The sequence below is a fragment of the Erythrobacter sp. genome (genome assembly GCF_024305245.1).
GTDB lineage: Bacteria > Pseudomonadota > Alphaproteobacteria > Sphingomonadales > Sphingomonadaceae > Erythrobacter.
In genome coordinates this window covers 155347-181782 of sequence record NZ_JAMWYX010000004.1, presented here as the reverse complement: position 1 = coordinate 181782, position 26436 = coordinate 155347, and the positions used below count along the sequence as shown (strand labels likewise).

The 26436-nt window shown below is 63.9% G+C and carries 26 protein-coding genes and 1 tRNA gene; 12 read left to right on the top strand and 15 right to left on the bottom strand.

The features are described 5' to 3' along the window. Nucleotides 1-81: 81 nt before the first annotated feature. A complete protein-coding gene (locus Q0L48_RS07670) occupies nt 82-2988 on the top strand; it encodes a CHAT domain-containing tetratricopeptide repeat protein (protein ID WP_296719238.1) in 2907 nt (968 codons plus the stop codon). Nucleotides 2989-3003: 15 nt separating this feature from the next. On the opposite strand, the gene Q0L48_RS07665 is transcribed toward Q0L48_RS07670, so the two are convergent. Both Q0L48_RS07665 and Q0L48_RS07660 read right to left on the bottom strand, forming a co-directional pair. After that, a complete protein-coding gene (locus Q0L48_RS07665; protein WP_296719235.1) occupies nt 3004-3615 on the bottom strand; it encodes an LON peptidase substrate-binding domain-containing protein in 612 nt (203 codons plus the stop codon). A 7-nt stretch (nt 3616-3622) separates the two neighbouring features. Next, nucleotides 3623-4558 (bottom strand): tetratricopeptide repeat protein, encoded by a 936-nt coding sequence (locus Q0L48_RS07660; protein ID WP_296719233.1) that lies wholly within the window; start codon nt 4556-4558, stop codon nt 3623-3625. A gap of 219 nt (nt 4559-4777) precedes the next feature. Between Q0L48_RS07660 and Q0L48_RS07655 the strand changes: the two genes are divergently transcribed. Further along, nucleotides 4778-4852, top strand: a tRNA-Gly gene (locus Q0L48_RS07655). A gap of 74 nt (nt 4853-4926) precedes the next feature. Here Q0L48_RS07655 and sdhD read toward each other — a convergent pair. Continuing rightward, complete coding sequence (gene sdhD, locus Q0L48_RS07650; RefSeq protein WP_296719230.1) at nt 4927-5316, bottom strand: succinate dehydrogenase, hydrophobic membrane anchor protein; 390 nt, start codon at nt 5314-5316, stop codon at nt 4927-4929. 173 nt (nt 5317-5489) lie between these two features. Here sdhD and Q0L48_RS07645 point away from each other — a divergent pair, with 173 nt between their 5' ends. After that, nucleotides 5490-5759, top strand: a complete 270-nt coding sequence (locus Q0L48_RS07645; protein ID WP_296719227.1) for a GlsB/YeaQ/YmgE family stress response membrane protein — start codon at nt 5490-5492, stop codon at nt 5757-5759. Nucleotides 5760-5969: 210 nt separating this feature from the next. Here Q0L48_RS07645 and Q0L48_RS07640 read toward each other — a convergent pair whose 3' ends face one another. Continuing rightward, nucleotides 5970-6509, bottom strand: a complete 540-nt coding sequence (locus Q0L48_RS07640) for a sigma-70 family RNA polymerase sigma factor (protein WP_296719224.1) — start codon at nt 6507-6509, stop codon at nt 5970-5972. Next, nucleotides 6466-6900, bottom strand: a complete 435-nt coding sequence (locus Q0L48_RS07635) for a hypothetical protein (RefSeq protein ID WP_296719221.1) — start codon at nt 6898-6900, stop codon at nt 6466-6468. Before Q0L48_RS07635 ends, Q0L48_RS07640 begins: the two co-directional genes overlap by 44 nt. On the opposite strand from Q0L48_RS07635, the gene Q0L48_RS07630 reads away from it, so the two are divergent. Next, a complete protein-coding gene (locus Q0L48_RS07630; RefSeq protein ID WP_296719218.1) occupies nt 6884-7141 on the top strand; it encodes a hypothetical protein in 258 nt (85 codons plus the stop codon). The genes Q0L48_RS07635 and Q0L48_RS07630 overlap by 17 nt on opposite strands. Before the next feature lie 83 nt (nt 7142-7224). Here Q0L48_RS07630 and Q0L48_RS07625 read toward each other — a convergent pair whose 3' ends face one another. Next, on the bottom strand, nt 7225-8643 hold the full coding sequence (locus Q0L48_RS07625; protein ID WP_296719215.1) for a trehalose-6-phosphate synthase: 1419 nt from the start codon (nt 8641-8643) through the stop codon (nt 7225-7227). Between the two features lie 327 nt (nt 8644-8970). Between Q0L48_RS07625 and Q0L48_RS07620 the strand changes: the two genes are divergently transcribed. Beyond that, nucleotides 8971-9501, top strand: a complete 531-nt coding sequence (locus Q0L48_RS07620) for a hemerythrin domain-containing protein (RefSeq protein ID WP_296719213.1) — start codon at nt 8971-8973, stop codon at nt 9499-9501. Between the two features lie 443 nt (nt 9502-9944). Here Q0L48_RS07620 and Q0L48_RS07615 read toward each other — a convergent pair whose 3' ends face one another. Then, a complete protein-coding gene (locus tag Q0L48_RS07615; RefSeq protein ID WP_296719210.1) occupies nt 9945-11147 on the bottom strand; it encodes a zinc-dependent alcohol dehydrogenase in 1203 nt (400 codons plus the stop codon). Further along, the gene (locus Q0L48_RS07610; protein ID WP_296719207.1) at nt 11147-11779 is read right to left on the bottom strand and encodes an SRPBCC family protein; all 633 of its coding nucleotides are present in this window, start codon (nt 11777-11779) and stop codon (nt 11147-11149) included. The genes Q0L48_RS07615 and Q0L48_RS07610 overlap by 1 nt, the downstream gene beginning before the upstream one ends. A gap of 32 nt (nt 11780-11811) precedes the next feature. On the opposite strand from Q0L48_RS07610, the gene Q0L48_RS07605 reads away from it, so the two are divergent. The 3 genes from Q0L48_RS07605 to Q0L48_RS07595 all read left to right on the top strand — a co-directional run bounded on the left by Q0L48_RS07605 (nt 11812) and on the right by Q0L48_RS07595 (nt 13478). Beyond that, a complete protein-coding gene (locus Q0L48_RS07605) occupies nt 11812-12012 on the top strand; it encodes a hypothetical protein (RefSeq protein ID WP_296719204.1) in 201 nt (66 codons plus the stop codon). A gap of 2 nt (nt 12013-12014) precedes the next feature. Then, nucleotides 12015-12350 carry a hypothetical protein gene (locus Q0L48_RS07600; protein ID WP_296719200.1) on the top strand — a complete coding sequence of 112 codons (336 nt, stop codon included), beginning with the start codon at nt 12015-12017 and terminating at the stop codon, nt 12348-12350. Between the two features lie 375 nt (nt 12351-12725). After that, a complete protein-coding gene (locus Q0L48_RS07595) occupies nt 12726-13478 on the top strand; it encodes a Crp/Fnr family transcriptional regulator (protein ID WP_296719198.1) in 753 nt (250 codons plus the stop codon). Nucleotides 13479-13534: 56 nt separating this feature from the next. Here Q0L48_RS07595 and Q0L48_RS07590 read toward each other — a convergent pair whose 3' ends face one another. Then, nucleotides 13535-13909 carry a response regulator gene (locus tag Q0L48_RS07590; protein ID WP_296719195.1) on the bottom strand — a complete coding sequence of 125 codons (375 nt, stop codon included), beginning with the start codon at nt 13907-13909 and terminating at the stop codon, nt 13535-13537. Beyond that, nucleotides 13906-16080: a PAS domain-containing protein gene (locus Q0L48_RS07585; RefSeq protein WP_296719193.1), complete on the bottom strand. Its 2175-nt coding sequence runs from the start codon at nt 16078-16080 to the stop codon at nt 13906-13908. The genes Q0L48_RS07590 and Q0L48_RS07585 overlap by 4 nt, the downstream gene beginning before the upstream one ends. 300 nt (nt 16081-16380) lie before the next feature. Between Q0L48_RS07585 and Q0L48_RS07580 the strand changes: the two genes are divergently transcribed. Both Q0L48_RS07580 and Q0L48_RS07575 read left to right on the top strand, forming a co-directional pair. Continuing rightward, nucleotides 16381-16623 (top strand): hypothetical protein, encoded by a 243-nt coding sequence (locus Q0L48_RS07580; protein ID WP_296719190.1) that lies wholly within the window; start codon nt 16381-16383, stop codon nt 16621-16623. A 144-nt stretch (nt 16624-16767) separates the two neighbouring features. Continuing rightward, nucleotides 16768-17505 carry a Crp/Fnr family transcriptional regulator gene (locus tag Q0L48_RS07575; RefSeq protein WP_296719187.1) on the top strand — a complete coding sequence of 246 codons (738 nt, stop codon included), beginning with the start codon at nt 16768-16770 and terminating at the stop codon, nt 17503-17505. Between the two features lie 6 nt (nt 17506-17511). Here the strand turns inward: Q0L48_RS07575 and ligD are convergent, their stop codons facing one another. Genes ligD through Q0L48_RS07560 form a run of 3 tightly spaced genes read right to left on the bottom strand, consistent with a single transcriptional unit; the run spans nt 17512 to nt 21366 of the window. Further along, nucleotides 17512-20031, bottom strand: a complete 2520-nt coding sequence (gene ligD, locus Q0L48_RS07570) for a DNA ligase D (protein WP_296719184.1) — start codon at nt 20029-20031, stop codon at nt 17512-17514. Further along, the gene (locus tag Q0L48_RS07565) at nt 20015-20503 is read right to left on the bottom strand and encodes an MgtC/SapB family protein (RefSeq protein WP_296719181.1); all 489 of its coding nucleotides are present in this window, start codon (nt 20501-20503) and stop codon (nt 20015-20017) included. Before Q0L48_RS07565 ends, ligD begins: the two co-directional genes overlap by 17 nt. After that, nucleotides 20503-21366, bottom strand: coding sequence for a Ku protein (locus Q0L48_RS07560; RefSeq protein WP_296719179.1), 864 nt, complete (start codon nt 21364-21366; stop codon nt 20503-20505). The genes Q0L48_RS07565 and Q0L48_RS07560 overlap by 1 nt, the downstream gene beginning before the upstream one ends. A 193-nt stretch (nt 21367-21559) precedes the next feature. On the opposite strand from Q0L48_RS07560, the gene Q0L48_RS07555 reads away from it, so the two are divergent. Both Q0L48_RS07555 and Q0L48_RS07550 read left to right on the top strand, forming a co-directional pair. Further along, the gene (locus Q0L48_RS07555) at nt 21560-22066 is read left to right on the top strand and encodes a hemerythrin domain-containing protein (protein WP_296719177.1); all 507 of its coding nucleotides are present in this window, start codon (nt 21560-21562) and stop codon (nt 22064-22066) included. Nucleotides 22067-22078: 12 nt separating this feature from the next. Further along, a complete protein-coding gene (locus Q0L48_RS07550) occupies nt 22079-22624 on the top strand; it encodes a CinA family protein (RefSeq protein WP_296719173.1) in 546 nt (181 codons plus the stop codon). Here Q0L48_RS07550 and Q0L48_RS07545 read toward each other — a convergent pair. Continuing rightward, nucleotides 22621-24057 (bottom strand): hypothetical protein, encoded by a 1437-nt coding sequence (locus tag Q0L48_RS07545; RefSeq protein WP_296719170.1) that lies wholly within the window; start codon nt 24055-24057, stop codon nt 22621-22623. The two genes, Q0L48_RS07550 and Q0L48_RS07545, sit on opposite strands and share 4 nt — an antisense overlap. Next, a complete protein-coding gene (glf, locus tag Q0L48_RS07540; protein ID WP_296719168.1) occupies nt 24054-26393 on the bottom strand; it encodes a UDP-galactopyranose mutase in 2340 nt (779 codons plus the stop codon). Before glf ends, Q0L48_RS07545 begins: the two co-directional genes overlap by 4 nt. Nucleotides 26394-26436: the final 43 nt, after the last annotated feature.

Genomic DNA, 26436 nt, shown 5'->3' with positions numbered 1-26436 from the left:
CCGGTGCGCGTACAAGCGCAGTTGCCTTGCCGCAGAATTCTGGCATCGTCCCCGGCGCAGGTGAATGGGGGGACAATCGCCATGCCGTTTACGTTTCGGGCTGCGGCTTTGCCGTCAGCGCTATGGTTCGGGATTCTGGCTGCGCCTGCCGCGCTGGCACAAGATATCCCTACCGCCGCCACTGGCACCGAACAGGCTGCTATTATCGCCGAGATCGAGGCCTTCGGTGCAGGCGATGCGTCAGCCGATCCGGCCGCTGATCTGGTCAAAATCGCCGACCTGCGCCGCCGCATCACCGCGCTTGGCGGGCTGCCTGCCACCGAATTGGGACTGCTCGAATCCGCCGAGGGCGCCGCGCATTTCTACCTGCGCGATTTCGACGCCGCCGCAGCGGCCTATGGCCGCGCCGGACCGCTGCTGGAAGCAGGAGGCGCACCGCCCGATGAACTGGCGGGGTTCTATAACAACCGCGCTTCGATCCTCGCCGCGATCGGGCGCTATGCCGAGGCCGAGGCCGATCACCGCCGCGCGCTCGCGATCCGCCGCGGTATCGAGGGGGAACGCGGCGAGGCCGTGTCATCATCGCTGTTCGGGCTGGGCTATGTCTATTACCGGCAGGGGCGGATCGAGGAATCGCTGCCCTACCTGCGCGAAGCGGCGGAGCAGCAGCTCGACTTCGTGCGGCCCGGCAATCCGCTGCCGGTCGTGCGCATGGCCTCGCTCGCCAGCGTGCTGGGCCGATCGGGCCGCACCGCCGAAGCGCTCGTCGCTGCGCGCAAGGCCGAGGCGCTGGCGCGCGAATATCTCGGGCCCGAACACCCCACCTTCGGCATTGCGCTCAACAATCTCGGCAATGCCCTGATCGAGAACCGCATTTTCCGCGAGGCGATCCCGGTGCTGCGCGAATCGATGGCGGTACGGATCGCCACCGTCGGCGAACAGGCGAGCGGCACCGCGATCACCATGCGCAACCTCGCTACCGCACTGAAGGCGAGCGGACAGCAGGCCGACGCCGAAGAACTGAACCGCCGCGCGCTCGAAATCTACGAGGCGACCGGCGAAGTCGAAAACCCGTTCGCGCTCGCCTATCTCTATGCCGAGCTGGCCGATTTCGCCGCGCGGCGGGGCGAGTGGGATCGCTATTTCGCGCTGTCGGACAAATCGCTCGAAAGCGCCGATGCCGCGCTTGAACAGGACAGCGCGGAACAGGCGCATATCCACCTGTACCGCGCCGAATGGCTGCTGCGCAAAGGCGATCTTGCGGCTGCCCGCGCCGAGGCGGAACGATGGGTGCCGGTGATGCAATCGGATCTGATCGCGGCCCACGAAGACCGCATCTGGGCAGAAATGCTGCTCGCCCGCCTGCGTCAGTTGACGGGTGAGGACGTGGCCAACGTGACCACGCTCGCCGACGCGGCGATGGACAAGCTCGAAAGCAAGCTCGCCGATCTCGCGGTGTCTGACGGGGCGCTGGTGCGCGAGGCACAGCGCCACCGCGAGGCGGCGCTGCTCTACCTCGCGCTGGCCGCCGATCTGGCCGACGACGAGCGGATGGTCCGCTCGATGCAGCTGGCGAACATCTCCGAACTGGCGCGCGGGCAGCAATTCGCGCAGCCTGCGGATGGCGGCGACGAGGATGGGGCGTTGGCCCTCAGGGCACGGCTGCTCGATCTCGCCCGCACCACCGCCGAACTGCGCGCGCGGCTGGAGGCGGCGCAGCTCGATGAAATCGCCGATCGTGACGGGTTGGCGCGAAAGCTGGCCGCCGCCGACAACGCCGCCAGCGCCGCCGAAGCCGAGCTGACCGAGCGCTTTCCCGATTTCGTCGCGCGCTACCGCCCGCAGCCGCTGACCCTCGCCCAGTTGCGCGCGCGGATGCAGGACGGTGACCTGCTGCTCGCCCCGGTCGAAGGCGAGGCGCGGACGTGGGTGCTGGCGATCGGCAAGGACAGCTTGCGCTGGACGACACTCGACACCGCACAGCTGGGCAAGCAGGTTGCGGCCTTGCGCGAAGCGGTCGATCTGCCCGATCCGGCGCTGACCAGCTTCCCGCTCGGCACCGCGCACGCCCTGTTCCGCGATCTGCTTCCGCAAGGGCTGGGCGATGCGCGCCGGGTGCTGGTCCATGGCGGGGAGCGACTCGCCAGCCTGCCTGTCGCCCTGCTGACCACGCAGGCGCATGATGGGCCGCTCGCCGATGCGCCCTGGCTGGTCCGTACAGCGAGCGTGCAGGTGGTGAGCAATCTTGCGCTGTTCAAACCGGAGCAGCCGGTGCGCGCGCCGCAGCGCAGCCGCCGCTTCGTCGGTGTCGGCGGGGTGGAATTGCCCGGCGCCTCTGCCGACAACGCACCGCGCCTTGCCGGACTGTTCCGCAGCGGCCGCCCGGATCGCGGCGTGATCGGTGATTTGCCCGCCCTGCCCGCTGCGGCGCAGGAGCTGCGCGGGTTGGCGGAGGCGTTCCCGGCAGACGGGCGTATGCTGCTGATCGGGCCGGATGCCGCCGAGGAACGCTTCAAGCGCGCCGATCTGGCCGGGCTCGACGTGCTGGCCTTCGCCACGCACGGGCTGGTGGCAGGCGAAATGACGGGCCTGTGGGAGCCTGCACTGCTGCTCGGCACCAGCGATCCGACCGCAGGCGAGGACGGGCTGCTGGGCGCAAGCGAGATTGCGCAGCTGACGATCGATGCCGACTGGGTGATCCTGTCGGCCTGTAACACCGCCAGCGGGGCCAGCGACGGCGCGCCGTCCTATTCGGGGCTGGCGACCGCCTTCGCGCAAAGCGGGGCGCGCGCGCTGCTGCTGTCGCACTGGCGGGTGCGCGACGATGCGGCGGCCTGGCTCAGCGTGCGGACGCTTGAGGCGGTGAACGCGGGCGAAAGCCGGGCGGGGGCGCTGCGGCAGGCGCAGCTGGCGCTGATTGGCGATAGCGGGATGGAAGGCGCAAGCCATCCTGCGATCTGGGCACCATTCGTGCTGATCGAGAACTGACGCGCTGGCAACGCTCTACTGCAGCGTAACGATTTCCTCGCCGCCGTCGTGGCGGCCGTAGAACTGCATCAGTTGCACCAGCAATTCGCAGCGATCGGTCAACGTCTCGGCCTCCAGCAGCGCCTGTTTGCTCGCCGGATCGAACGGCGCGATCTGCGATACGCCGTTGATCAGCGTGCGATCATCGAGCCGCTCGACCGAATCCCAGTCAACGCTGTAGCCCTGATTTTCGGCAAACAGCCGCGCCTCCCGCTCGAATCCGCCGCGCTGGGCGTGGGACAGGGTTTCGTCCTCGTCCTCGTCATAGATATCCGCCTCGATCTGGCGGAAGGCAGTGGTGACATCGAGTTCGCGCACCAGCCGGAAGCGGGCAATGCCTTCGAGAACGAGGTTATAGCGCCCGTCCTCCATCGCCTGAAATTCGCCGATGCGACCGACACAGCCGACATTGTAAAGCGGCGCGCCCTCCACCGAACGCTGCGGCTGGATCATCGCGATCTGCCGGTCGCGGATCAGCGCGTCACCCACCAGCGCGCGGTAACGCGGCTCGAACATGTGGAGCGGCAATTGCAGTCCCGGGAACAGCACGGCTCCGGTCAGCGGGAATATCGACAGGCGTTTGGTCATCGCGTCCTCAGCCGAACAGGATCTTGGACAGGCGGCGACGGGCGGTGACCACCCATTCATCCTCCAGCCCGATCGCTTCGAAAATCTTCAGCAGCTTGGCCCGCGCCGCGCCCTCGTTCCATTCGCGGTCGGCGGCGACCATGGCGAGCAGAGTGTCGGCGGCCACATCGCGCTGACCGGCAGCAAAGGCGCCTTCGGCATAGGCGAACTGCGCGTCCATATCGGCCGGATCGGCCTCTGCTGCGGCGCGCAGAGCGGCAAGCTCGCCATCATCGACGCGCGTGCCCGCCAGCTCGATCGCGCTGCGGGCGGCGGCGATGGCAGGATCGGCGGCAAGCCGCGGATCGGTTTCTATCGCCTGCATCACGCGGCCCGCTTCGTCGATCTGGTCCATCTGTACCAGTGCCCGTACCAGCCCGGCGTGGGCAGGCGCGTTATCGGGCGCGAATTCGGTGATCTGCGCGAAAATTCCCGCCGCGCGTTGCGGATCGCCGCTGGCCAGCGCTTCCTCGCCCATCTTCACATATTGCGCGAGTTCCTCGGGCGAGGGGCCTTTCGGCGCGCCTGCGTCCGCCCCCGGCTGGAGCGGCAATTGCGCGATCAACTGATCGAGCGCCGCCTTCAGCTGCGATTCGCTGCGCGCACTGGTCAGATCGGCCACCGGCTGGCCCTGAAACATCGCATAGACCGTAGGGATCGAACGCACCTGGAACTGCGCGGCGATGAACTGTTCCTCGTCGACATTGATCTTGGCCAGCACCACGCCCTTGTCCGCGTATTCAGCCGCGATCTTTTCCAGCACCGGGGTGAGCGCCTTGCACGGCCCGCACCATTCTGCCCAGAAATCGAGGATGACGAGCTTCGTCTGCGAAGGATCGACCACGTCCTTGCGGAAGCGTTCGACGGCCTTCTGTTCGTCAATGCTCAGTCCCGTGCTGGCCAAGGTATGCTCCTGTCGTTGTGCGTCGTTAAGGATTGTGCCGCCCAATGTGGGGCATCTTTGCCCAATGTGAAGCGCGCATTTGCACCGCCGGTCAAGCGCATGCCGATCACGCTTCGCACCCTGCCCATTTTGCGCTTGCAGGCTTGGCAAGGCACTGCTAATCGCGCCGCCTCTCCGGCAGCTACCGCCCTTCGTGACGATAGCAGCCAGCGCCAGTGAGCGGGCGTAGCTCAGGGGTAGAGCACAACCTTGCCAAGGTTGGGGTCGAGGGTTCGAATCCCTTCGCCCGCTCCATTTTTCCGATCCGTATCGAGAATTTCCGCGTCAGCGGCCCGTGCGGTTTTGCCTGCGGCGGCAACCGGTGCGTGTCAGACCGAAAGCAGCGCGATCCTCGCCACTGCCCATATTCCGAACAGCGCGCCGCCAACGATGAAGGTATAGAGCGCCGCGATACTGATCGCGCGCGCAACCGGCTGGTGGACGTAATCGTCGATCACTTCCATCAATCCATCCTTGGAATGCCAGAAGCTCACGCCGATCAGCAGGATCATCAGCACGGAATTGAGCGGATGGCGCAGCCAGCCGCGCACCCCGGCAAAGGAAAGATCGGGCAACAGGAACAAGGCCGTCATCAGCCAGGTGTACAGTGCCAGCAGAGCGAGCGAGTTGAGCCGCACCGCGATCCAGTGATTGGCAACATGCCCGCCGCTGCGCCCTTTGCGGTCCTGTCCCTGCTGCGTTTCTCTTGTGGTGGCCATCTCGCACTCCCGTCCCGTTCCTGCACCGCTGCGATAGGGGGAGCGCAGGGCGCGGCCATTCACATAAGTCAGACGATTCGTCCCGGAGAGGCGGCGGCAGGTGATCGCGCCCTAATGGAACAAACTGTGTCCGATGCGGTTCAACCCTGCCTCTCAGTTAGGAGACGGGATAAATGACTTTCATACTGATCATAATCGTGGGCGGCATTCTCGGATGGCTGGCGAGCATCGTCATGCGGACCGATGCCAGCCAGGGAATTTTCCTCAATATCGTCGTCGGGATCGTCGGCGCATTGCTGGCAGGATTTCTCATCACGCCGCTCATCGGCGGAGCACCGATCACCTCGGGTTCCTTCGACATCATGTCGCTGGTGGCGTCCTTTATCGGCGCGCTGGTTCTGCTGGCGATCGTGAACCTGTTCCGTCGCGGCTCGGTGCGCTGAGCCGGAGGCGCAGATCATGAAAGACCGCAGCACCGCGACCATGGTCGCCCTCGCCCCGGCCCGAATGACCGGCGGCGAGCGGCGGCCAGGAACGACCTGCGAAGTCGGATGATCGATTGACCGGCGGGCTTGCGATCAAGGCAGGCCCGCTGGTTAATTCGGGCGCGGTTCAATCAATTGGCGCGCCGTTCTGTCGTCACTGTACCGTCGTCACTGCACCATCGTGGTTGCCTGCGCGCCGTCGATCACAGCACGAATCGCTGCACGGCCACGGTTCAACCTGCTCTTGACTGTGCCGATGTTGCATTCCGCGATCTGCGCGGCCTCTTCATAGGTCAGCCCGCTGCCCGCCACCAGCAGCAGCATCTCACGCTGCTTGTCGGGCAGTTCCAGCAGCGCCCGCTCCACGTCTTCGAGATGAATCGGCATTTCCTGCTCGGGCTCCTGAATCAGGATGCGTTCGGCCGCTTCCGGATCCCAGGTGACCGATCGGCCGTCCTTGCGGATGGTGGTGTAGAAGTGGTTGCGCAGAATCGTGAACATCCATGCGCGCAGATTACTGCCCGGCGTAAAGCTGTCGCGCGATGACCACGCCCGCATCATCGCCTCCTGCACCAGATCATCGGCCGCCTCGCGGTGGCGGCACAGCCCGCGAGCGAAGGCGCGGAGCGAGGGAATCAGGGTGACCATGTGATCCTTGAAGGATTCAAGATCGTCCCCGGCAAGTGCGACTGATGCTGTCTCGGACATTTGTTTGTTCCCTTATTTTCTCCCGTTCATCGCCGAGCTTGGCGGCCAGCACACTAAACTCTGCAGGTATTTGCTCGGCGGCGATGCGGTCGAAAATCCGCCTGATCGCGGCATCGAGGGGGTCGATTCCGGTCGGAAAACGGCAGATTATGCCGGTTCGATAGGGGCGTTCGATCATCAGTTTGTCCGTCTTGCTGCTGCGCGTCCTGACAATCGGAACGCAGGGCGGCGCGGGGGGAACAGCGGGGTAGAGCAACAGCGGAAGCAAAATGTTCCGCTCCACCTGCGAGGACAGCAGTACAGCGCGCGCAGCGGAACAAGTTTGGTGCGGCACGGTTGGTTCTACACACGTTCCGTTTTCAAGGAGACCAAGCATGATCAGAAAAGTCATCGGCGCTGCCCTCGGCGCGAAGCTCGCCAAGTCGTCACCGGCTGTGGGCGGCGCGGCCGGAACGGTGATCGCCACCGCGCTTCCGTTCGTGCTCTCGCGCGTGGCCTTGCCCGGACTCGCAGCCATCGGCGCAGGCGCGTTCGTGCTCAATCGCTACCGCAAGCAGCGCAGCGATGCGCCGACTGCGGCGGAGCATGATAGCAAAGCGGGGCGCGACAATCGGACGAACCCGACCGTCTAGCGCGAGCATCTAGGACGCAGCACATTGCACACCGGCAAACGGGCGGCCCTGCGGTCGCCCGTTTTCATTAAGGATCCCGGATTTCACTCCTGTGCGGCGTCTGCGGGCGATCGTGCCGGGCCGACAGCGGCATCTTCGGCAATCAATGCTTCCATGAAGCGTTTCGACCACCACCGCACATCTTCCTTCTCGACGCATTCGAGCATCGCCTTGTGCCGCGCCCGGCGTTCGGAGAGCGGCATTGCCAAGGCGCGCGCGATCCCGTCCGCCATGTCTTCTGTGCTGTGCGGGTTCACGATCACCGCAGAGGTCAACTGCGCCGCGGCACCGGCAAAGCACGACAACACCAGAACGCCCGGATCGGCGGGGTCCTGGGCGGCGACATATTCCTTGGCGACAAGGTTCATGCCGTCGCGCAGCGGCGTGATCAGTCCGACCCGCGACGCCCGGTAGATGCCGAACAGCTGGTCGCGCGAATAGCCCTTGTTGACGTAGCGGACCGGCACCCAGTCGGTCGCCGCAAATTCGCCATTGATACTGCCCGACAGGCTGTTGAGTTCGGCGCGGATCTGCTGATAGCTGGGAACATCCCCGCGCGAAGGCGGGGCGATCTGCAGCAGAAACACCTTCTCGCGCAGTTCGGGCCGGGTGGTGAGCAGCAGCTCGTACGCCGAGAAGCGTTCCTGCAGCCCCTTCGAATAGTCCAGCCGGTCGACACCGACGATGACAGCCTTGCCCACCGCGCTGTGGATCAGCCGGGTTTCGGCCTCGACCGCGGCAGGCGTACCGGCGGCGGCGCAGAATTCCTCCGTGTCGAGCCCGATCGGACAGATCAGCAGCAGCGACGACCGGCCGCCGAAAATCACCCGGTCGCCCTCCAGCCGCGCGTCCAGATGCGCCGTCACATAATCCATGAAGGCCTGCCGCCACTCGTGCGAATGGAAGCCGATGACATCATAGCTGAGCAGGCTTTCCACCAGCTTGCGATGATCCGGCAGCGATACCAGCAGGCTGGGCGGTGGCCACGGGGTGTGGAGGAAGAACCCGATCCGGTTGTCGAACCCGCGCTCGCGCAGTTGCTGACCCAGCGGCATCAGATGGTAATCATGCACCCAGATCAGATCGTCCGGTTCGATCAGCGGCCCGACCGTGTCGGCAAACCGGCTGTTCACCCGCGCATAGCCGCCGGCATAGTCGCGGGCGATCTCGGTCAGATCGAGCCGGTAATGGAATAGCGGCCACAAGGTGCGGTTGGCAAAGCCGTTGTAATATTCCTCGATATCCTGCGCCTCGAGATCGATGGTGGCGGTGGCCACCCCTTCAGCGCGGCGAAAGGTGATCTGTCCGGTGAATTCCTCGGTCAATTCGCCCGACCAGCCGAACCAGATGCCGTTGCTTTCGCGCAAGGCTGCGGCAAGAGCGACCGCCAACCCGCCGCGATTGGCGGTTTCCCCTTCGTGATCGACTTGCACGCGGTTCGAAATGGCGATCAGGCGGCGCATTGGATTGCCCTTTCGTTCTGGCAAAGACACATCGCCGAAAACGAATTTGCGTCCGCGTGCGATCATACCCCCCTTGGGCTGTCGGATCGCGCACCCGGCGCGGCAAAGATATAGCCCATGTGATGGAACGGCCCTCGCGGGGGCGAGATTTCCAGTCGCGCGCAGGGCCTTCGGCAGAACCGTTAAGTCGCCCATTTTCCGCGCAATCAGCCGAACAACGCCGCGCCCTAACGCGAGATAGCAAGCTAGGAAATGGATGGGCTTCGTCTGACTGCTAGCCTGCAACGCAGTTCGACAAGTGTTCAATCCGGATCAGGAGTTTTCTCGATGTCCTTCATCGATCGTATAGCCGCCACACTCGCTCCATCAGCTTCCGAGGAGGAGCGGAGAGAAAGGCGGATCGGGTTCGAAAAAATGGCCGAAGGCCAGCTGTTCGCCGAGGACATTCTTCGCCAGCACAAGCAGATCGAGCAACTCTTCGCGCAGGCGCGCAGCGCATCGGGCCCGGCAGCGCAGGCAGCCGTGACCGAACTGAGCCTGCTGCTCAATGCCCACTCCATGGCGGAAGAGGCGGTGATCTATCCCGAAGTGTCCGAGAACAGCGGCAAGACCCATGCCGGGATGGCTTACGAAGAACACGCCATGACCAAAGTGCAGCTGGCGGAGCTGAAAAAGCTCGAACCGGGTAGCGAGCAATGGATCGAAAAGCTCGATCACATCGAAAGCGCCGTTCAGCAGCACATCCATCAGGAAGAAGGCAGCTGGCTGCCGGACGTGATCCGCAACGCACCGCTGGAAGCCCGCCAGCGCATGAGCGTCGAATACCGCAACTATTTCGACCGGGTCGATCTCGGCTGATGTCCGGCTGACACCCTATCCCCGTCCCCGCCAGTTCGCGACCCGCCTGGCCCGGATCGGGGTAGCGCCCGCAAGCAGGAGAAGGTGCCCCGCGAGCCCCCTCGGCTCCATCCTTCCCCCTTGCGGGCGCTTTCGCGTCTGCATTCCGCAAATCTGCACGGCTCCGGCGAGGCCCACGTCCAAGGGCGTGAAACCGCCGCCGAAATGGCGCAATCCGGCTTTACGACAAGCAAAAACAAAAAACCCCCGCCCATCGCTGGGCGGGGGAGTATGGGGCAATCACCGGACGGGCGTCAAAGCGCACAGCATCCGGTAAAAGCGTTTGCCAGAAAGAATCGGGGCCTCCTGGTGCCTTTGGCTTTGCGGCCCGGGACCAAATCTGGCTCTAACCTGAATTGCCTTTCGCGCTATTAGGTGAAATCGCGTTAACCATCGTGCCGCCATCAGGCGCGGCTCGCTGCGCCCGAGGCATCCATGCCGGGTTTCAGTACCACCTTGATCCAGTTGTTCTGCTCTTCCTTGAAGGACTTGTAACCGTAAGCGGCTTCTTCCAGCGGCAGGCGGTGGCTGATCAGAAAGGTCGTGTCGATCGCCCCCTCCTCGATCTTGGCGAGCAGATCGTGCAGGTAGCGCTGGACATGGGTTTGGCCGGTGCGGATCTGCAACCCCTTCTCCATCAGCGCGCCGAGCGGGAACTTGTCGGTCATGCCGCCATAGACGCCGGGGATCGACACCCGCCCGCCGGGACGCACCGCAAGGATCGCCTGCTTCAGCGCGCTCGCACGATCGGCGCCGACGCCGACCTTCTGTTTGGCGACATCGATCATGTTGTCGATCGCAAAGCCGTGCGCTTCCATCCCGACGGCATCGATCACCGCGTCCACGCCGATGCCGCCCGACATCTCCAGCAAGGCTTCGCGCACGTTGGAATGGCGGAAATCGACGGTTTCAGCGCCAAGCATCCGCGCCAGCGCCAGCCGATGCGGATAGTGATCGATCGCAATCACCCGCGCCGCGCCCATCGCCAGCGCCGATTGCACGGCAAACAGACCGACCGGGCCGCAACCCCATACCGCCACGGTGTCATCGGGCTGGATCTCGGCGTTCTCCGCCGCCATCCAGCCTGTCGGCAGAATGTCCGACAGAAACAGAACCTGATCGTCATCAAGGTGATCGGGCACCGCGAGCGGGCCGACATCGGAAAACGGCACGCGGACATATTCCGCCTGCCCGCCCGAATAGCCCCCGGTCAGATGCGAATAGCCGAAAATGCCGCCCATTGGATGGCCGTAAAGCATTTCGGAGGCGTCCTGCTTTTCGACCGGGTTGGAGTTCTCGCAGGCACTGAACTGGCTGATCTTGCAGTGAAAGCAGCCCCCGCAGCTGATCGTGAAGGGGACGACCACACGCTGACCCTTTTGCAGGGTGCTGGAGGCGCCGGTCTCGACTACCTCGCCCATGAATTCATGGCCGAGGATGTCGCCGGGCTTCACCATCGGGATGACGCCGTCGTAAAGATGCAGGTCGCTGCCGCAGATCGCGGTCGAGGTGACCTTGATGATCGCATCGCGCGGATTGATGATCTCGGGATCGGCGACGGTGTCGACCTGCACATCCTGAGTGCCTTGCCATGTCAACGCGCGCATTATGCCTGCTCCTCGTTTCGATCTGTGTGACTGCTTGCCTGCTGCGTTGCGCCGTGATCGGTTCGGCACCGCGCGGAGGTGGAGATCTCGCCGGTTTCCAACAGCATCTTGAACCGCTTGAGGTCGTGCCGGGCCTGTAGTTCGGGCGATCGTCGCAGCAGCTTGGCAAGCATCTTGCCCGCCACCCCGCCGACCGGCTTGTAGGCGATGATCAGCCCGACGCGGGTGCCGCGCTCGCCCGGCGCATCCTCGAAAGTGACACGGCCCTCGGTCTCGATCTCGGATTCGGGGGTCGAACGCCAGGCGATCAGTTCATTATCGATTTCGCGCACAACCCGCGTTTCGACCGCAAAGGTCTTGCCCGCCGGGGCGCGAATGAACCAGGTGTTGCGCCCGGACTCGGTGTCGTCTGGCACGACCTTGTCGAGGTTCTCCATGAACTCCGGAAGGTTGGAAAAATCGCGCCAGAAGCGGAAAAGTTCGTCCCGCGGTTTTCGGATCGTGACGCTGCGGCCGACCACATCGAAGCTGCCGAAGGAACGCCGGGCCGTAAAACCGGGGGCGTTGTCCGATCGGATATCGGCACGGCGGCGGGAACTCGCCACTCCAAAGGCCACCGCGGGAATCGCCACGAGGCCGATTCCCAAAGCGGCGAGTTTCGGCCATGAACGGCGCGATTGACGGTGCATCGGTTTCTCCCGGTCTGCGCGATCTTGCTTGGATAGAGGTGTGGCGGCGGGCAGGGGCGCTTGCCCGCCGCCACGTCGATCAGCTCGAGGAGGAGCCGGACTTGCCGGAACCCTCCGAGCTGCTCGAACCACTGGAGGAGGACGGGCGACCTTCGCTCTGGCCTTGCTGGCCCTGACGTTGCTGGCCCTGATCCTGCTGGCCTTCACGCTGCTGGTCCTGCGAACCTTGCGAGCCCGGCTGGTATCCGCCGGTTACCCCGCCCTGCCCGCCATAACCGCGCTGCTCGGCCTGGCCGCCCTGCGCGCGCTGGCCGCTATCGTCCTGATCGCGGCCCTGCTGGCGATCCTGCTGCTCCATCTGGCCGGGCTGGCCCTGCTGACGCTGCTGGTTCTGATTGCGGCCACCTTCGTTCTGGCCTTCGCGATTCTGATTGCGCTCGTCTGCCATGTCTTGTTCCTTTCCCAAGTGAGAACCGGAAAGGGGCGACCGGGCCGCCGCTTCGGTTCTGCTTGAACCTGACATGGGCATCGGGAGGGGCGACTATCCTGTATTACCCACCCGCCGCGCCCCATCGCCGGGTGCGCCCGATTGGTCGACACGGGGATTCACAAGTCGCAGATTGCCCTTCCGTGCGAAGCTGCACCCGGGCCACAAAAGTCCGGCATCAGCCTGATCGGCCGCGATAAAAGGGCGCAGACCGATTCGCTGGACGATATCATCCTAGGTAAATGTCATCGTATTACATCACGTTCGGCCCGGCGCCCGATGGTTCGCCCTGTTTCCACGGTGAGTTGCACAAGAATCAACACCGCGAATAACATTTGAGCAGGAGCGCACGGCCAACTCCTAGGACACTACCCCCTCATGCTTATTATGAGGAGGACTTCTATGACCAACGCCTTCCTGCAACGGTTGTCGCATGCCGCAGCACTCTCCCAGAGCGAAATCGGTGTTCTTGAAGAACTCTGCCGCAATCCGCGGGAAATCCCGGCGAAGAAGTACCTCTCCCGCGATGGCGACGAGATCGTCACCTTTCCCGTTATTCTGAGCGGCTGGGCCGCCCGCTACCAGATCCTTCGCAACGGCGCGCGCCAGATCACCAGGCTGCTGCTGCCGGGCGATGCCTTCTATTTCGATTCCTCGCCCGATGCGGTGGCGATCGAAGAAGTCATCACGCTGAGCCCCTGCCAGATCGTCAACATTCCGCATGCCGACATGAACCGCGCGATCGAACGCTACCCCGCGATCGGCGAAGCCATGCGCAACTACGGCTGCATGGAAAATGCCATTCTTGCATCCTGGGCGGTCAATGTCGGGCGCCGCGATGCGCTCGAACGGATGGCCCACCTGATCTGCGAAGCCCATTTCCGGCTCGCGCTGGTGGACGGGGCACAGGGCAACCAGTTCTTCTTTCCGCTGACGCAGGATGATCTGGCCGATGTGCTCGGCCTGACCCCGGTTCACATCAACCGCAAGCTCCAGCAGCTGCGGCACGAGAAGCTGATCACCTTGCGATCAAAGCAGATGACGATCCTCGACTTGCGCGAATTGCAGCAGGTCGCCGGGTTCGACAGCGCCTATCTCGCGCCGCGCACGGATAATCAGGATATGCTCGTCAACTACAAGGCGATCGCCGCCTGACCTGCCTGACCGACCGCCACGCCCGCGCTATATCACGCGCGGGCGCGGCGGTCGGTTCAGTTGCGCGGGGGGATAAGGTTGCACAATTCGGCGACGATCTTTTCTGCGTCCGCCGGTTTGCTGATGCACGGACCGTCCGTCAGATCGTCAGGCAGCATTCCCGCATCATATCCGGTCAGGAACACGAACGGAATCGCATGATCGCGCAGCGCGCGCGCGAAATCCAGCGAATGGGTCTGCCCCAGATTGATGTCGATCAGGCCCGCGTCGACCGACCCTTGAGCCAGCAGTTCCGCCAGATTCGGAGTGGTCGCGGATATCGCCACGATCTGCGCACCCGCGCGTTCGAGCAGCAGCCGGGAATCTTCCGCCTGGAAGTAATCATCCTCGACAATCACGATTCGGCGGCCGGCAAGAGGCTCGGAATTCATATACGGCCCAATCTGTGGCTGCGTGTCTCGAGAATGCTCGGGCCTTCCACGAGCGGAAATTCTAACTGCGCCAGAACGCCGGTGTCGTGCACGTCGAGCCGGCCTGTGCCGCGCAATTCGTAGGGCACCCGTTCCTCGATCAGGCGGCGGCCGAAGCCCTTGCGCGATGGCTTGGGGTTGCCGTGGGGCGAGGTTTCCTGCCAGCGCAGCGCCACCCAGGTTTCGGCCTCCCGATCGCTGACGGTCCAGACGATCCGGATATATCCCTTGTCGCCCAGTGCGCCATATTTGATCGAATTGGTCGCGAGTTCATGGATGGCCAACGTGACGATCTCGGCTGCGTGCGGGGACAGCGCCACATCCGGCCCTTCTACGAGGCATTGATCGGGCCGTGCGGCGTGCACCAGCAGTTCTTCGCGCACCAGCTCGGCCAGATCGACCTTGGCGCCCGGCGACCGGGTCAACGTGGATTGCGTGCGGCCCATGGCCTGCAGACGGCCGATCAGATGATCGACATATTCATCGACATTGCGATGGCTGGGCGCCGATAGCCGCGCGACCGAACGCACCATGCCGATCAGATTGCGCACCCGGTGCTGCAGTTCGGCGACCAGCAGCTTGTGCCACTCTTCCTGACGGCGGCGCTCGGTCGCATCGATCATCGCACCCAGCATCCGGACGGGCTTTCCGGCGGGATCGTACAGGAACCGCCCACGTCCCGAAAGCCAGCGGATGGTGCCGTCCCGGTGGGTTACGCGGTATTCGTTCACGTATTCCTCGCCCGTCTTCATGGCTTCGTCGAGCTTCGCCCGGGTCGGACCGATATCGTCGGGATGAACCCCGCTGGCCCAGATCTCGAAGGTCGGGCTGACTTCGCCGACTTCGAACCCCTGCTGGCGGAAATGTTCGTCGGACCAGGTCAGATCACCGGTTTCGACATTCCAGTCCCACAGCCCCACCTTGCCGATCTCGCTCGCCACCCGCAGCATCTGGGCGCCGTGGGCGAGCTGCTCTTCCACCTTCCTGCGGCCGGTGATGTCGGTCGCCATGCCGAACCATTCGGTGATCTCACCGCGATCATCCAGAACCGGCACGGCGCGCGAATTGAGCCATCGGATGATCCCTTCGGGATTGATGACCCGGTGCTCCATCGCCAGCGGCGCGCGGTTCCGCATGGCGGTTTTGAGCGCTTGCTTCAGCGCTTTGCGGTCGTCTGCCGGGATATGTTCGGTCAGCAGGTTGGCGATCTTCTTTTCCGAGCCGAGCGGCCCGCGTCCATCGAGCTGCTGGATATCGGTACCGTCAGGGTTCATCCGGAAGATCAGATCCGATGTCGCATCGATCAGCGAATGCAGCCGGCTTTCGCTATGGCGCAGCGCCAGCTCCATCTCCTTGCGCTCCCTCACATCCTCGAACAGGATGCCGACAAAAAATGGGGCCGTATCGCCGATCGGAAAAGCGAAGACATCGAACCATCGACCCATCGCGGAGGATTCGCTTTCGAAGCGTTCGGCCATGCCGGTCTGCGCGATCCTGCCATAGGTTTCGACCCAGTGGTCTTCGATGTCAGGCTGCATTTCGCGGATGCGCTTGCCGACGGGGTCGTTCAGTCCGGTATGCTCGACAAAGGCACGGTTGGCTTCCAGAAAGCGGTAGTCTTCCGGTTCGCCCGTTTCGGAAAACAGCACCTCGGCGATACAGAAACCTTCGTCGATGGCGTTGAACAAGGTCCTGTAACGCGCGTCGATCTGGCGCTGGCTTGCCAGAGCCGCATATTCGCTGGAGACATCGCGCACCTTTGCAATAACGGCATCGCGCCCTTCGCAAGGCAGCCGGGAAAGCGCAATTTCGAACAGCTGCGATTCCTGCGATCCTGCGGAAATGCTGAGGTGTTCCTTACCGTCCGCCAGCACCTGTTCGCAACTGGCGCACCATTCGTCGGCCCACGCGGGAAATCGTCCGCGCAAGGTTTGACCGGTCAGTTCATCGCCTTCGAACATGGTCTGCATGGCATCGCTGACGGCGACACAACGCCAGTCACGATTCGCTTCGCTATCATCTCCGGCCGGTTCGAGAATGCAGGCGGCGGCGGGGAATGCCTGAAAGGCAGCGCGAAAGATATTCTCGCCGAGCGGGTTCTGGTGGCCGTGCGCGCGCGGATCATTCGGCATGGGCGTGACTCTCGCGGCGCATCAGGTAGCGTGTCGTCCCGTGATCACATGTCGTGGAAATGCCTGCGCGAGCGGGCCTGAAACAACAGAAACGGGCAGAATCGCGGGACAAGATCGGATGGCCTTACGCGAACACGGCAAAAGGCTTTCTAACCCAGGTTAGGGTTCTGCTCCTTCGGCCTGACGCATAGCGGGGCCGATCCATCTGCCAGGCGCGGTGCAGCCTAACTCAGGTGAGGGACGACCCAGCGCCGGACCGCGCATTGGCCGGTTTTACTCCATAGCCGAGAGGAAGCGAAATTGTCTGCCATTGTAAAACTTCTGGCCGTAGGGGCCGCCGGCTATTTTGCGGTTAACCAGCTTTCCAAGAGCCGCCGCAAGCGCCACGCCGCGTTCGACGACGAGCAAAGCTACGATAGCTCCAATGCCGTGCGTGATGCTGGTCCGGAGGCGATGCGCGACAAGCCAACCGAAAAATGGTCGGACGTGGACCAAGCCGTCGACCAGAGCTTCCCCGCCAGCGATCCGCCGGCAACCTACTGAAAAGCTGGCAAGCCGCCGACCATCGAACTCATTATAACTTGCGTTAGGTGCAACTAGTCGCAGCACTCCAGCGCTTTGAAAAAAAGCATCTATGATTGGAAATTGCCGGGGTGGTGGGCCTCGGCGAATCATGAGGGGTGACCAATGACCGAACTGGTCTCTGCGGGGATAGAGCCGCTTTTTCGTCTGCTCAGCCGGTACATGCCGCTCACTGCCGAAGATCGCGCGGCACTAACGATGCTGGAAGTCGGGCCGATCTGCACCAAAGAAGCGCGCGCCGACCTGGCGCGCGAGGGGGAAAACCCCAGCGTTATCCGCCTGCTGGTTTCGGGCTGGGCGTGCCGTTACAAGGACCTGCCCGACGGTCGGCGTCAGATCGTTGCCTTCTTCCTGCCCGGCGATTTCTGCGATCTGAGCGTCTATATCCTGAGCGAGCTCGACCATTCGATCGGCGCGCTGACCCCGGTGCGATATTTCGAGCTTCTGCCGCACCAGTTCCAGCAGGTCATCGATGAACGTCCGCACCTGCTGCGGGCATTGCTGTGGCACGAGATGGTGGCATCGGGCATCCAGCGCGAATGGCTGCTGTCGATTGGCCAGCGCACTCCGGTGGAGCGGCTTTCACACCTGTTCGTCGAGCTTTATTCGAGGCTCAAGGCGGTCGGTCAGGCGCAGGATCACTGTTTCGACTTCCCGATCACCCAACATAATCTTGCCGAAGCCAACGGCCTCAGTCTGGTTCACGTCAACCGGACATTGCAGGAAATGCGGCGCATGGAGCTGATCGAACTGGCGGACCGCCAATTGCGCATCCTCGACCTCGAAAAGCTGAAGCGGATCGCGATGTTCAACAATAATTACCTGCACTTCAACCGCGAATAGGCGGGGTTACACCGCCGGTAACGCCTGCGCGGCGAAGCCCCATCCGGCCAGCGCAGCGGCGCGGGCACGCCGGATCAGCGCGGGCGCATCGCCGATCGCGAAGAGCTGGGCATTGTCGGCCTGCTCCAGCTCGTTCCAGGGAATCGGCACCGCCACCGGAGCTCCGCTCCGCGCGCGCGCGGAATAGGGCATGACCGCCGTCGCGCCGCGCTGATTGCGCAACCAGTCGATGAAGATCTTGCCCTTGCGTTTGGCCTTGGACATCGTCGCGGTGAAGCGTTCGGGCTCCGCCAGCGCCAGCGCTTCGGAAAACCGGCGCGCGAAGTCCTTGTGCTCGTCCCACGAATGCCCGGGCGTCAATGGCACCACCACGTGCACGCCCTTCCCGCCCGACAGCATGGCGAAGCTCACCAGCCCGAGATCGGCAAGCTGGGCGCGAATGTCGCTCGCCGCGCGCGAGATGGCGCCGAATTCCAGCCCCTCGTCGGGATCGAGATCGAACACCATACGATCGGGCGCTTCGACCGCATCGGCGCGCGCGCCCCAGCCGTGGAATTCGATCGTGCCCATCTGCACGCATTGCAGGATGCCGCGCGCGTCCTTGATGAACAGGTAATCCTCGTGCCCGCCGTCCTTTTCGCGGATCGGAACGTGGTGCACCCCTTCGCCGAAGCTGCCGCTGTCGTGCTTCTGGAAAAAGCACTTGCGCGCCCGGCCTTGCGGACACCGCACCAGACTGACCGGGCGATTGGCGGCAAACGGCAGCATCAGCGGCGCAATGGCGGCATAGTAATCGGCCAGGTCGCCCTTGGTCTGGCCGCTGTCGGGGAAAATCACGCGGTCGCGGTTGGAAATGGCGACTTTGGCAACCGCGTTGTCAGGGGCGGGTTCGGGCTGTTCGGGCCGCACCTCGCCCGCAGGCTTGTCACTGCGCAGGCCAAGGAAACTGGCATGGCGCACGCGGCCCTCGGTGGTGAATTCGGCGAAGGCGATCTCGGCGACCAGCTTTGGTGTGACCCATGTGACCCCGCGTGCGGCGGTGCGATCGACCTCCACCGGAGCGGTCTTGCGTTCGATCCGCTTCATCTTGGCGGCCAGATCGGCAAGGGTGTCACCGTCGAACCCGGTCCCGACATTGCCCCTGTAAACCAGCGTATCGCTGTCATGCTGGGCCAGTAGCAGCGACGCGAACGGGCGGCCGCGCGACGCAGACGCTTTCCATCCGACGATCACGAATTCCTGCCGCCGCGTGCACTTGACCTTGACCCAGTCACGGCTGCGTCGCGCAGCATAGGGCGCGTCGATCGCCTTGGAGATGATCCCTTCCTGCCCGGCATCGCACATGCCGCGCAGCAGCCGCTCGCCCGCGCCGATGACGTGATCGGCGACATGGATCGGCGGCGCTGCTGCCGCGAGCAACGCCTCGAGCCGTTCCTTGCGCTCGATATTGGGCAGCCCGGCCAAATCCTCACCGCCGATTTCGAGCAGATCAAACGCGTGGAAGGCGAGCACGTCGCCTGCGCCTTGCGATCCGTGCCCGCGTTTCAGCACCTTCTGCAGGCTGGCGAAATCGGGATTGCCCGCCGGATCATGCGCCACGATTTCCCCGTCGATCAGCGCGGACGGCAGATCGAGCGCGGCCAAAGCCTCGACAAGGGGGCCGAACTTGTCCGTCCAATCCTGACCGGATCGGGTATAAACCCGAACCTCGCGGCCCTTGACCGCCACCAGCGCGCGGTACCCATCGAACTTGATTTCGTGCATCCAGCCATTGCCGGCCGGCACGTCGTCGACCAGCGTCGCCAGCTGCGGCTGGCGATACTTGGGGAGCGGTGCGGCACGTGGGCGATGGGGCTTTTTGCTGGCCGTTCCGGAATCCTTGGCCGCCTGCTTCATCCGGGCGGGGACGGTGTCCCGGTTGTCCTGCGGCTTTGCCTTACCCGCCTTCCCCGACGCGATCTCGGCCATCGATCGGCCGGTGAGGATACTGGTCAGCCCCTGCTCCACCAGCGTGTCGCCTGCGCCTGCATGGGCATCGTCGAGCTTGCGCAGCAGCCAGTTCTCGCGCTTTTCGCCCGGCTTGGGCTTCAGCCGGATCAGCAGCCATTCGCCCTTCATCCGCTCGCCATCCAGCGTGAAGTGCAGGTGGCCCTTGTCCAGATCCTTCGCGCTCTTGCCGGGCACCGGTGCCCACGTCCCGCGATCCCACAGCATCACCGTGCCGCCGCCGTACTCGGCCTTGGGAATGGTGCCTTCGAAATCCGCATAGGACATCGGGTGATCCTCGGTCCGCACGGCCAGCCGCTTGATCGCAGGATCGGGACTTGGTCCCTTGGTCACCGCCCAGCTTTTCAGCACGCCGCCGATTTCCAGCCGCAAGTCCCAGTGCAACCGCGTGGCGTCGTGTTTCTGCACGATGAAGCGGTGGCCGGAAGTGCCCGCCTGCGCCTTGCCCGCAGGCTCCGGCGTCTTGGCGAAGTCGCGCTTCGCATTGTAATCGGCGAGTGGATCACGTTTTGCGGGCATCGTCCGCGCTCTTGATGCGATGCTTGTGCGCTTTGCGTTCCAGCAGCCCCAGAACCGACAGCATCAGCAGCCCGACCGGCGCGGCAATTGCCACCAGCGGCCATTGCGCTGCCCCGCAGGCGATCCCGATCACCGCCGTCAGGAACAGGTGCGCGGCGGTGGTGATGTTCTGCACCTCGCCCTTGTTGAACACGATCAGCCCTGCGCCGATAATTCCGATGAACGCCCCTGCCGCTTCATAAAGGCGCAGCGGATCGGCGTTGAGCATGTCCATATTGCCGTACAGACCAATGACGGAGACAGTGATCGTTGCAGCGGCAAGGCAGATCAGGCCGTGTGTCCGCAAACCGGCGGCGTGGCCGCGCAATTCGCGATCCAGCCCCAGCAGCAGGCCCAGCACCGCAGCAAGGCCCAGCCGCAGCACGAGTTCGGCATCGGCCCCGGCAAGGGGAACGGCAGCGTTCAGTTCCATCAGGCGCTCTTGCGGGTGCTGGCCGAAGGCTTCTTCTTCGCAGGCGGCTTCTTGGCGTCCTTGCTGCCGCCCTTCTCCCCGCCGACCGATTTCTTGAGCGCGGCCATCAGGTCGATCACGTTGCCGCCCGTGCCTGCGGGCGCTTCGGCATCATCAATGATCGCCTTGCCAGATTTCGATTTGGCCTTCTTCTCGATCATGGTGCGCAGCGCCTCGACGTAACGATCCTCGAACTCGCCGGCATCGAAGGGCGCTGTGCGCTTGTCGATCAGCGTGGTTGCGAGGTCGAGCAGTTCGGTATCCGGCTTGATATCGTCGATATCCTCGAAGAACGCGCGCCCCTGCCGCACCTCGTCGGCATAGCGCAGAGTTTCGAGCAGCAGGCCCTTGCCGCAGGGCTTGAGCGCGACCAGCTTCTCGCTCCCGCGCACGGATAATTGCCCCAGGCCGACCTTCCCCGCCTTCCGCATCGCGTCGCGCAGCACCACAAATGCTTCTTCGGCAAGCTGATCCTTGGGCGCGACGTAATAGGGCTTTTCGAAATAGAGCGGATCGATCTCGCCCGTATCCACGAACTGCACCAGTTCGAGCGTGCGCTTGCTTTCGATCCTGACCGCCTCGATCTCGCGCTCCTCCAGCAGGACGTAGCTGCCCTTGCTGATTTCATACCCCTTGATGATGTCGTCGCGGTCGACCGGCCCGATGCCGGGCACCACCTTTTCATAGGCGATGCGTTTCCCGCTCGGGCGGTGAATCTGGTTGAAGCGGATCTTCGCACCCGATTGCGTGGCCGAGAAAATCTCGACCGGGATCGAGACCAGCGCCAGTCTAATCTGGCCAGACCAATATGCACGTGCAGCCATTTGCGGTGTTTTCTTTCAACCTCGTCTTGCGGGCCTCGGATTGCGGGCCACAGATTGCGGGGACGCGTGCCCAGCCTGCGGTCTGAAACAGGTCCGGGGCTGCCACACTAACATAGGCGTGTGCCGCCGGGCGCGGGCGGGACGACACAGGGATCATGGTCGTCTGCCGACTCGAACACAGGAAAACCCAATCATGACTGACAAGAACGACAAGCGCGACGCGCTGCAGATGCTGGCCGACGATCACCGAAAGGTGGAATCGCTGTTCGAGAAATATGAAAGCGCGCGCGGCGCATCCGCCCAGCAGAAAATCGTGCACCAGATTTGCGAAGAACTGATCATCCACACGATGGTGGAGGAGCAGGTGTTCTACCCCGCGATCCGCGACGCGGTGGAAGCCGACATGATGAACGAAGCGCAGGTCGAACACGACAGCGCAAAGGCGCTGATCCTGTCTTTGCAGAACGCCGAACCCTCGGACGAATATTACGACGCCAAGGTGAGCGTGCTCAAGGAGCAGGTCGAACACCACGTCTACGAGGAAGAACGCCAGCGCGGCAGCATGTTTTCAGAAGTGCGCAAGGCCGATTTCGATCTCGACGCGCTCGGCGAGAAAATGGCCGAACTGAAAGCGCAGTTGCAGCAGCAGGCCAAGGATGGCGACCTGCCGCGACCCGAGCCGGTCGCGATCCAGGCCTGACATCGGCGTCAAATGGCACAGACGGCAGGACAGGACTGGGCGCAATGCGGCGTGCCGGACATGGCGCAACTGCGGGCTTCGGCGCGCAGCCTGCTGGTTCAGGCTGATCGGGCCGGCATGACCTTGGCGACGGCGGAAAGCTGCACCGGCGGCTTTCTCGCCTCGCTGCTGACCGATATCGAGGGGTTGAGCCATTGTCTCGACCGGGGGTTCGTCACCTATTCCAAGGCCGCCAAACATCAGATGCTGGGCATTGGCCCTGACCTGATCGACCGGTATGGCGCAGTCAGCGAACCGGTGGCCCGCGCGATGGCGGAAAACAGCCTGTCGCGCGCGGGCTGCGATCTCTCTCTGGCGATCACAGGGCTTGCGGGCACGCCGGATCTGGATGAGCCAGAGGGGCCGGGTGTCGTCTATGTCGGCGCTGCCGTCCCCAGCCAATCATGGGTTTACCGGGTCGATTACGGCGAACGGCCCCGTAGCGAGGTGCGCAACCTCGCCGCTTTTGCGGCCCTTGCGATCGGTATCCGGACAGTGGCCGGACGAACCGCCGACTAATCCGCGGCGTCTTCACGCACCAGCGCCAGCGCCACGTCCTGTCCGGCAGCACCGGCCAGCACCACCAGCGTGCCATCCTGCCGGGTGTGAACCTGGCCGCTTTCGCGTTCGCCGGTTACGGTGTTCACATGCGTGACCGTGTAGCTGCCCGGTTCGAGCCCCGAAACTTCCAGCGCCGCAGGCTTGCCGCCTTGCTCGGGCGCCGCCATCAGACTAACCACCGCTTGCGTCTCGTCGCCGCAGCCGCAGGCCAATCCGGTGAAATCATGCGCCTTGAGCCGTGCGCCCAGCGGGCGGCGTTGCAGGCGATGCCAGTCGATCAGCGGCAGGAATTGCGCCAGCACGGTCTGCGCCCGGTGCATTTCGGGCAGCAGCACATGCGGATCGCGATAGGGCCAGCGCATTCCGCCTCCCGCCCCGCCGCTGGCGATATGCGCCCATTGCGTGCGGCGGAAACAATCGGAATCGAAATCATCGGGCAGGCTGATCCGGTGATCCGTGAACGCGTGGATCGGCCCATGTTCGGTATCGAGCAGCGGGCGATCCGGCGGGCACTGCTCCAACGCCTGTGTCATCAATTGTGCGGTCGCCCTGGCCGGGTCGAGCGAGCAGCGCGGATGATCGATCGTGCCGCGGTCGTAAAGATGGACGCTGGCAAAATCGAGCGAGCGATGCCGGAACACGATGTCCGCGAGTTCCGGGCGTTTCTCCAGCACCGGCATATAGACCGACGCCGTCTGCAGGTGCGTGCGCCCGTGCAGCCGCAATTCCTCGGTGCGAAGCGCGTCCGAAACTTCGGTGACGAAGGCGTCCACAGCGGCCATATCACCGCCGGAATAAAAGCTGTCGATCTCGTTCCACAGATCCCAGCCGAAGATCGCCGGGCTGTGACCCCAGCGGCGGGTGGCGAACCGCAGCCGCTCGATAATAGCGGTGCGCGTGCGGGCGCAGGTGAACATCTGTCTGACCGATCGGCACGGCCCGCCCGCCGCCCGCGAGTAAGGATGGCTGCGCCAGCGCCGGGCCATAAAATAGGTATCGAACGGGGTGATCAGGAACCGGATGCCATGCCGCTCCCCCAATGCGATAAGATCGTCCCACAGCTGCACCATCGCCGGGCTGAACCGGCCGCAGCGCGTTTCGAGATGGCGGTGGGAGACCTGGCTATAGTCCAGCATCATCCTGAGGCAGTTGACCCCGCTGGCGGCAAGCATGGCGAAGTACCGTTCGACCGCCGCGGGATCACGCCTGCGGTAAAGCGGGGCAATGTTAGGCCAGGTGACCGCCTCGTTAAGGCCCACCGGAGTCCACACCGCGCCGGACTCGGTTGCGAAATAGGGGGCTCCGCTGGCGCATCGCACCCAGTTCGCGGCGATCGGGGGCGCATCGGAACGGCTGATGACCCGTTCGCGCAGGGCTTCGGCGTGCCTCATTCCGCCGCGACCATTGCGATCAGTTCCTCTTCGGCCTCCCGCCACCCGGCGTCCAGCCGCCGCCATGTCGCCAGTGCCTGTCCGACGATCTGGTCCATGTTGTAATAGCGATAGGTCGCCAGCCTGCCGACGAATGTCACGCCATCGCAGGTCCGGGCGAGCGCGGCATAGCGACGGTACATCTCCTGCGCTTCGGGATTGGGAATCGGGTAATAGGGATCGCCCACGTCGGCCGGATATTCGCGCGTGATGCTGGTGACCGGCGCGTTCTGGCCGGTCAGGTGCTTGTATTCGGTAATCCGGGTGTAGGGCACAGCGGGATCGGGGTAATTGACCACCGCCACCGGCTGCGCCTGTGCAAGCGGCAGGGTTTCATGCTCGAAGCGGAGCGATCGATAGGGCAAGCGGCCCAGCCGATACCCGAAATATTCGTCGACCGGCCCAGTCCAGATCAGATGGTCCCAGGTGATCTCCGCCGGAAGACCGGCAAAGGACTGGCCGGTCATCACGTCGATATCGGGATGCGCCAGCATGGTATCGAACAGCGCGGTGTAACCCAGCGCCGGCATGTACTGGTGGGCATCGGTGAAATAACGATCATCGGTGCTGGTGCGCGCCGGAACCCGCGCCGCCACGCTCTTGTCGAGATCGCGCGGGTCCATGCCCCACTGCTTGCGGGTGTAGCCTTCGAAGAACTTCTCGTAGAGATCCTCGCCCACCTGCGCCACGACCATATCGCGCGACGTGCGGATCTCGCCCGGATCGACCGCGACCGATTTCAGATATTCGGCCGCCTCCTCCTCGGTTGAAAGGTTCAGCCCGTAAAGCTGGTTCAGCGTGGTTCGGTTGATCGGCATCGGCACCAGCTTGCCGTCCACCTGTGCCTGCACGCGATGTTCGTAAGGCCGCCACGCCGTGAAACGCGAGAGGTATTCGAAGATGTCGCGGCTGTTGGTGTGGAAGATGTGCGGGCCGTATTTGTGCACCAGAATGCCCGCCGCATCATGGAAATCATGGGCATTGCCGCCGACATGATCGCGCTTGTCGATTAACAGCACCGACCGGTCGGAACCTGCCGCGATCCGTTCGGCCATGACGGCACCGGCAAAGCCTGCGCCGACCACCAGCACATCGTAATGCCGCCGCTCCCGCTTTGGACCGGCGCCGATGATTTTCGTCACCTGACGCGTGACCAGTGCATTCTGCAGCTTGCGGGCGATGGCGCCGACGATGGTATCCCAGCTCTTGTCCGCCAGACACTGCTCTGCCTGCGAACGCCTGTGAGCGCGCGCCCCGGCCCCGGCAGACAGCAGGTCTTCGCAGGCCGCGACAAAGCCGGGTGCGTCCCCGGCGATACGAATGCTGGCAAGCCCACCGTAAGCGTCGACCACGTCGGTGATCGGTGTGGAGACCACCGGCAGACCGCTGGCCATGTATTCCGGGGTCTTGGTGGGGCTGATGAACTCGGTCGATGCGTTCAGCGCGAACGGCATCAGCGCCGCGTCCCAGTGCGCGGCATAATCGGGCAACTCGTCATATTCCTTGCGGCCGAGCCAGTGGATATTGGCCGGGCGCGGCAGGTCTTCATGGCTGATCTTCACCACCGGGCCGACCATTACGAACGACCAGTCCGGCCGCAGACGGGCCATCTCGCTCAGCAGGTCAAGGTCCATTCGCTCGTCGATCACACCGTAAAAACCGAGCCGCGGTCGCGCCAGTTGCGCCTGATCCTGCGGATCGAGCACGTCCGCCGGGTCCCGGGCGAAATGTGCGATATCGACGCCAGAGGGGAAGCAGTGGATGTTGTGATGGCGTCCGCGCCGCGCCTCGTACAGGCTGCGCCCGCCGCACAGCACCAGATCGGCACGTTTCAGCAGTTCGTTTTCGCGCGTGGCAATATCTTCGGGCGCGAAGGCGAAATTCGCCAGTTCGTCCATGCAGTCATAGACCACCAGATCCGCCGCTGACGAGGCGCTGAACGCCAGCATCATCGGCGTGTAATACCAGAAGATGATCGGACATGTCTGGCGCGCAAGCTCGACATCGAGCAGCTGGCGCAGCGCGTGCTCGCTCGCCTCGGCATCGAGGCCTTCGGGCAGAACCGGCACCACGCGCACCGGCCCGCCGCTCAGCGGGACGCGGTCGAGATACGGAGTGCGGCACGCCGGATCGGCGCGCGGTTCCTCCCAGTACACCACCTCGAACTGTTCGAGCAGCCGGGTCATGATGTGTTGCGGGCGCTGGAACACCAAATTCCAGCGCAGATGCGAAAAGCAGATGATCACCGGGCGCTCTGATGCGGCAGGCGTGGGGTTATGCTGGGGTATGCGGTGCATCGCGTAAGGCTCCGGGGTGCCAGCCACCTGCCGGAATGAGCCG

What these genes read in the sequence shown, in the direction of transcription:
- Q0L48_RS07670 (WP_296719238.1), top strand. Translation starts at nt 82, where the DNA reads ATGCCGTTTACGTTTCGGGCTGCGGCTTTGCCGTCAGCGCTATGGTTC.
- Q0L48_RS07565 (WP_296719181.1), bottom strand. Translation starts at nt 20,503, where the DNA reads ATGGAACTGAACGCTGCCGTTCCCCTTGCCGGGGCCGATGCCGAACTC.
- Q0L48_RS07545 (WP_296719170.1), bottom strand. Translation starts at nt 24,057, where the DNA reads ATGAGGCACGCCGAAGCCCTGCGCGAACGGGTCATCAGCCGTTCCGAT.
- Q0L48_RS07635 (WP_296719221.1), bottom strand. Translation starts at nt 6,900, where the DNA reads ATGACTTTTCTGATCATGCTTGGTCTCCTTGAAAACGGAACGTGTGTA.
- Q0L48_RS07620 (WP_296719213.1), top strand. Translation starts at nt 8,971, where the DNA reads ATGTCCTTCATCGATCGTATAGCCGCCACACTCGCTCCATCAGCTTCC.
- sdhD (WP_296719230.1), bottom strand. Translation starts at nt 5,316, where the DNA reads ATGGCCACCACAAGAGAAACGCAGCAGGGACAGGACCGCAAAGGGCGC.
- ligD (WP_296719184.1), bottom strand. Translation starts at nt 20,031, where the DNA reads ATGCCCGCAAAACGTGATCCACTCGCCGATTACAATGCGAAGCGCGAC.
- Q0L48_RS07615 (WP_296719210.1), bottom strand. Translation starts at nt 11,147, where the DNA reads ATGCGCGCGTTGACATGGCAAGGCACTCAGGATGTGCAGGTCGACACC.
- Q0L48_RS07595 (WP_296719198.1), top strand. Translation starts at nt 12,726, where the DNA reads ATGACCAACGCCTTCCTGCAACGGTTGTCGCATGCCGCAGCACTCTCC.
- Q0L48_RS07585 (WP_296719193.1), bottom strand. Translation starts at nt 16,080, where the DNA reads ATGCCGAATGATCCGCGCGCGCACGGCCACCAGAACCCGCTCGGCGAG.
- Q0L48_RS07590 (WP_296719195.1), bottom strand. Translation starts at nt 13,909, where the DNA reads ATGAATTCCGAGCCTCTTGCCGGCCGCCGAATCGTGATTGTCGAGGAT.
- Q0L48_RS07555 (WP_296719177.1), top strand. Translation starts at nt 21,560, where the DNA reads ATGACTGACAAGAACGACAAGCGCGACGCGCTGCAGATGCTGGCCGAC.
- Q0L48_RS07605 (WP_296719204.1), top strand. Translation starts at nt 11,812, where the DNA reads ATGAACGGCGCGATTGACGGTGCATCGGTTTCTCCCGGTCTGCGCGAT.
- Q0L48_RS07630 (WP_296719218.1), top strand. Translation starts at nt 6,884, where the DNA reads ATGATCAGAAAAGTCATCGGCGCTGCCCTCGGCGCGAAGCTCGCCAAG.
- glf (WP_296719168.1), bottom strand. Translation starts at nt 26,393, where the DNA reads ATGCACCGCATACCCCAGCATAACCCCACGCCTGCCGCATCAGAGCGC.
- Q0L48_RS07550 (WP_296719173.1), top strand. Translation starts at nt 22,079, where the DNA reads ATGGCACAGACGGCAGGACAGGACTGGGCGCAATGCGGCGTGCCGGAC.
- Q0L48_RS07640 (WP_296719224.1), bottom strand. Translation starts at nt 6,509, where the DNA reads ATGTCCGAGACAGCATCAGTCGCACTTGCCGGGGACGATCTTGAATCC.
- Q0L48_RS07645 (WP_296719227.1), top strand. Translation starts at nt 5,490, where the DNA reads ATGACTTTCATACTGATCATAATCGTGGGCGGCATTCTCGGATGGCTG.
- Q0L48_RS07575 (WP_296719187.1), top strand. Translation starts at nt 16,768, where the DNA reads ATGACCGAACTGGTCTCTGCGGGGATAGAGCCGCTTTTTCGTCTGCTC.
- Q0L48_RS07625 (WP_296719215.1), bottom strand. Translation starts at nt 8,643, where the DNA reads ATGCGCCGCCTGATCGCCATTTCGAACCGCGTGCAAGTCGATCACGAA.
- Q0L48_RS07560 (WP_296719179.1), bottom strand. Translation starts at nt 21,366, where the DNA reads ATGGCTGCACGTGCATATTGGTCTGGCCAGATTAGACTGGCGCTGGTC.
- Q0L48_RS07665 (WP_296719235.1), bottom strand. Translation starts at nt 3,615, where the DNA reads ATGACCAAACGCCTGTCGATATTCCCGCTGACCGGAGCCGTGCTGTTC.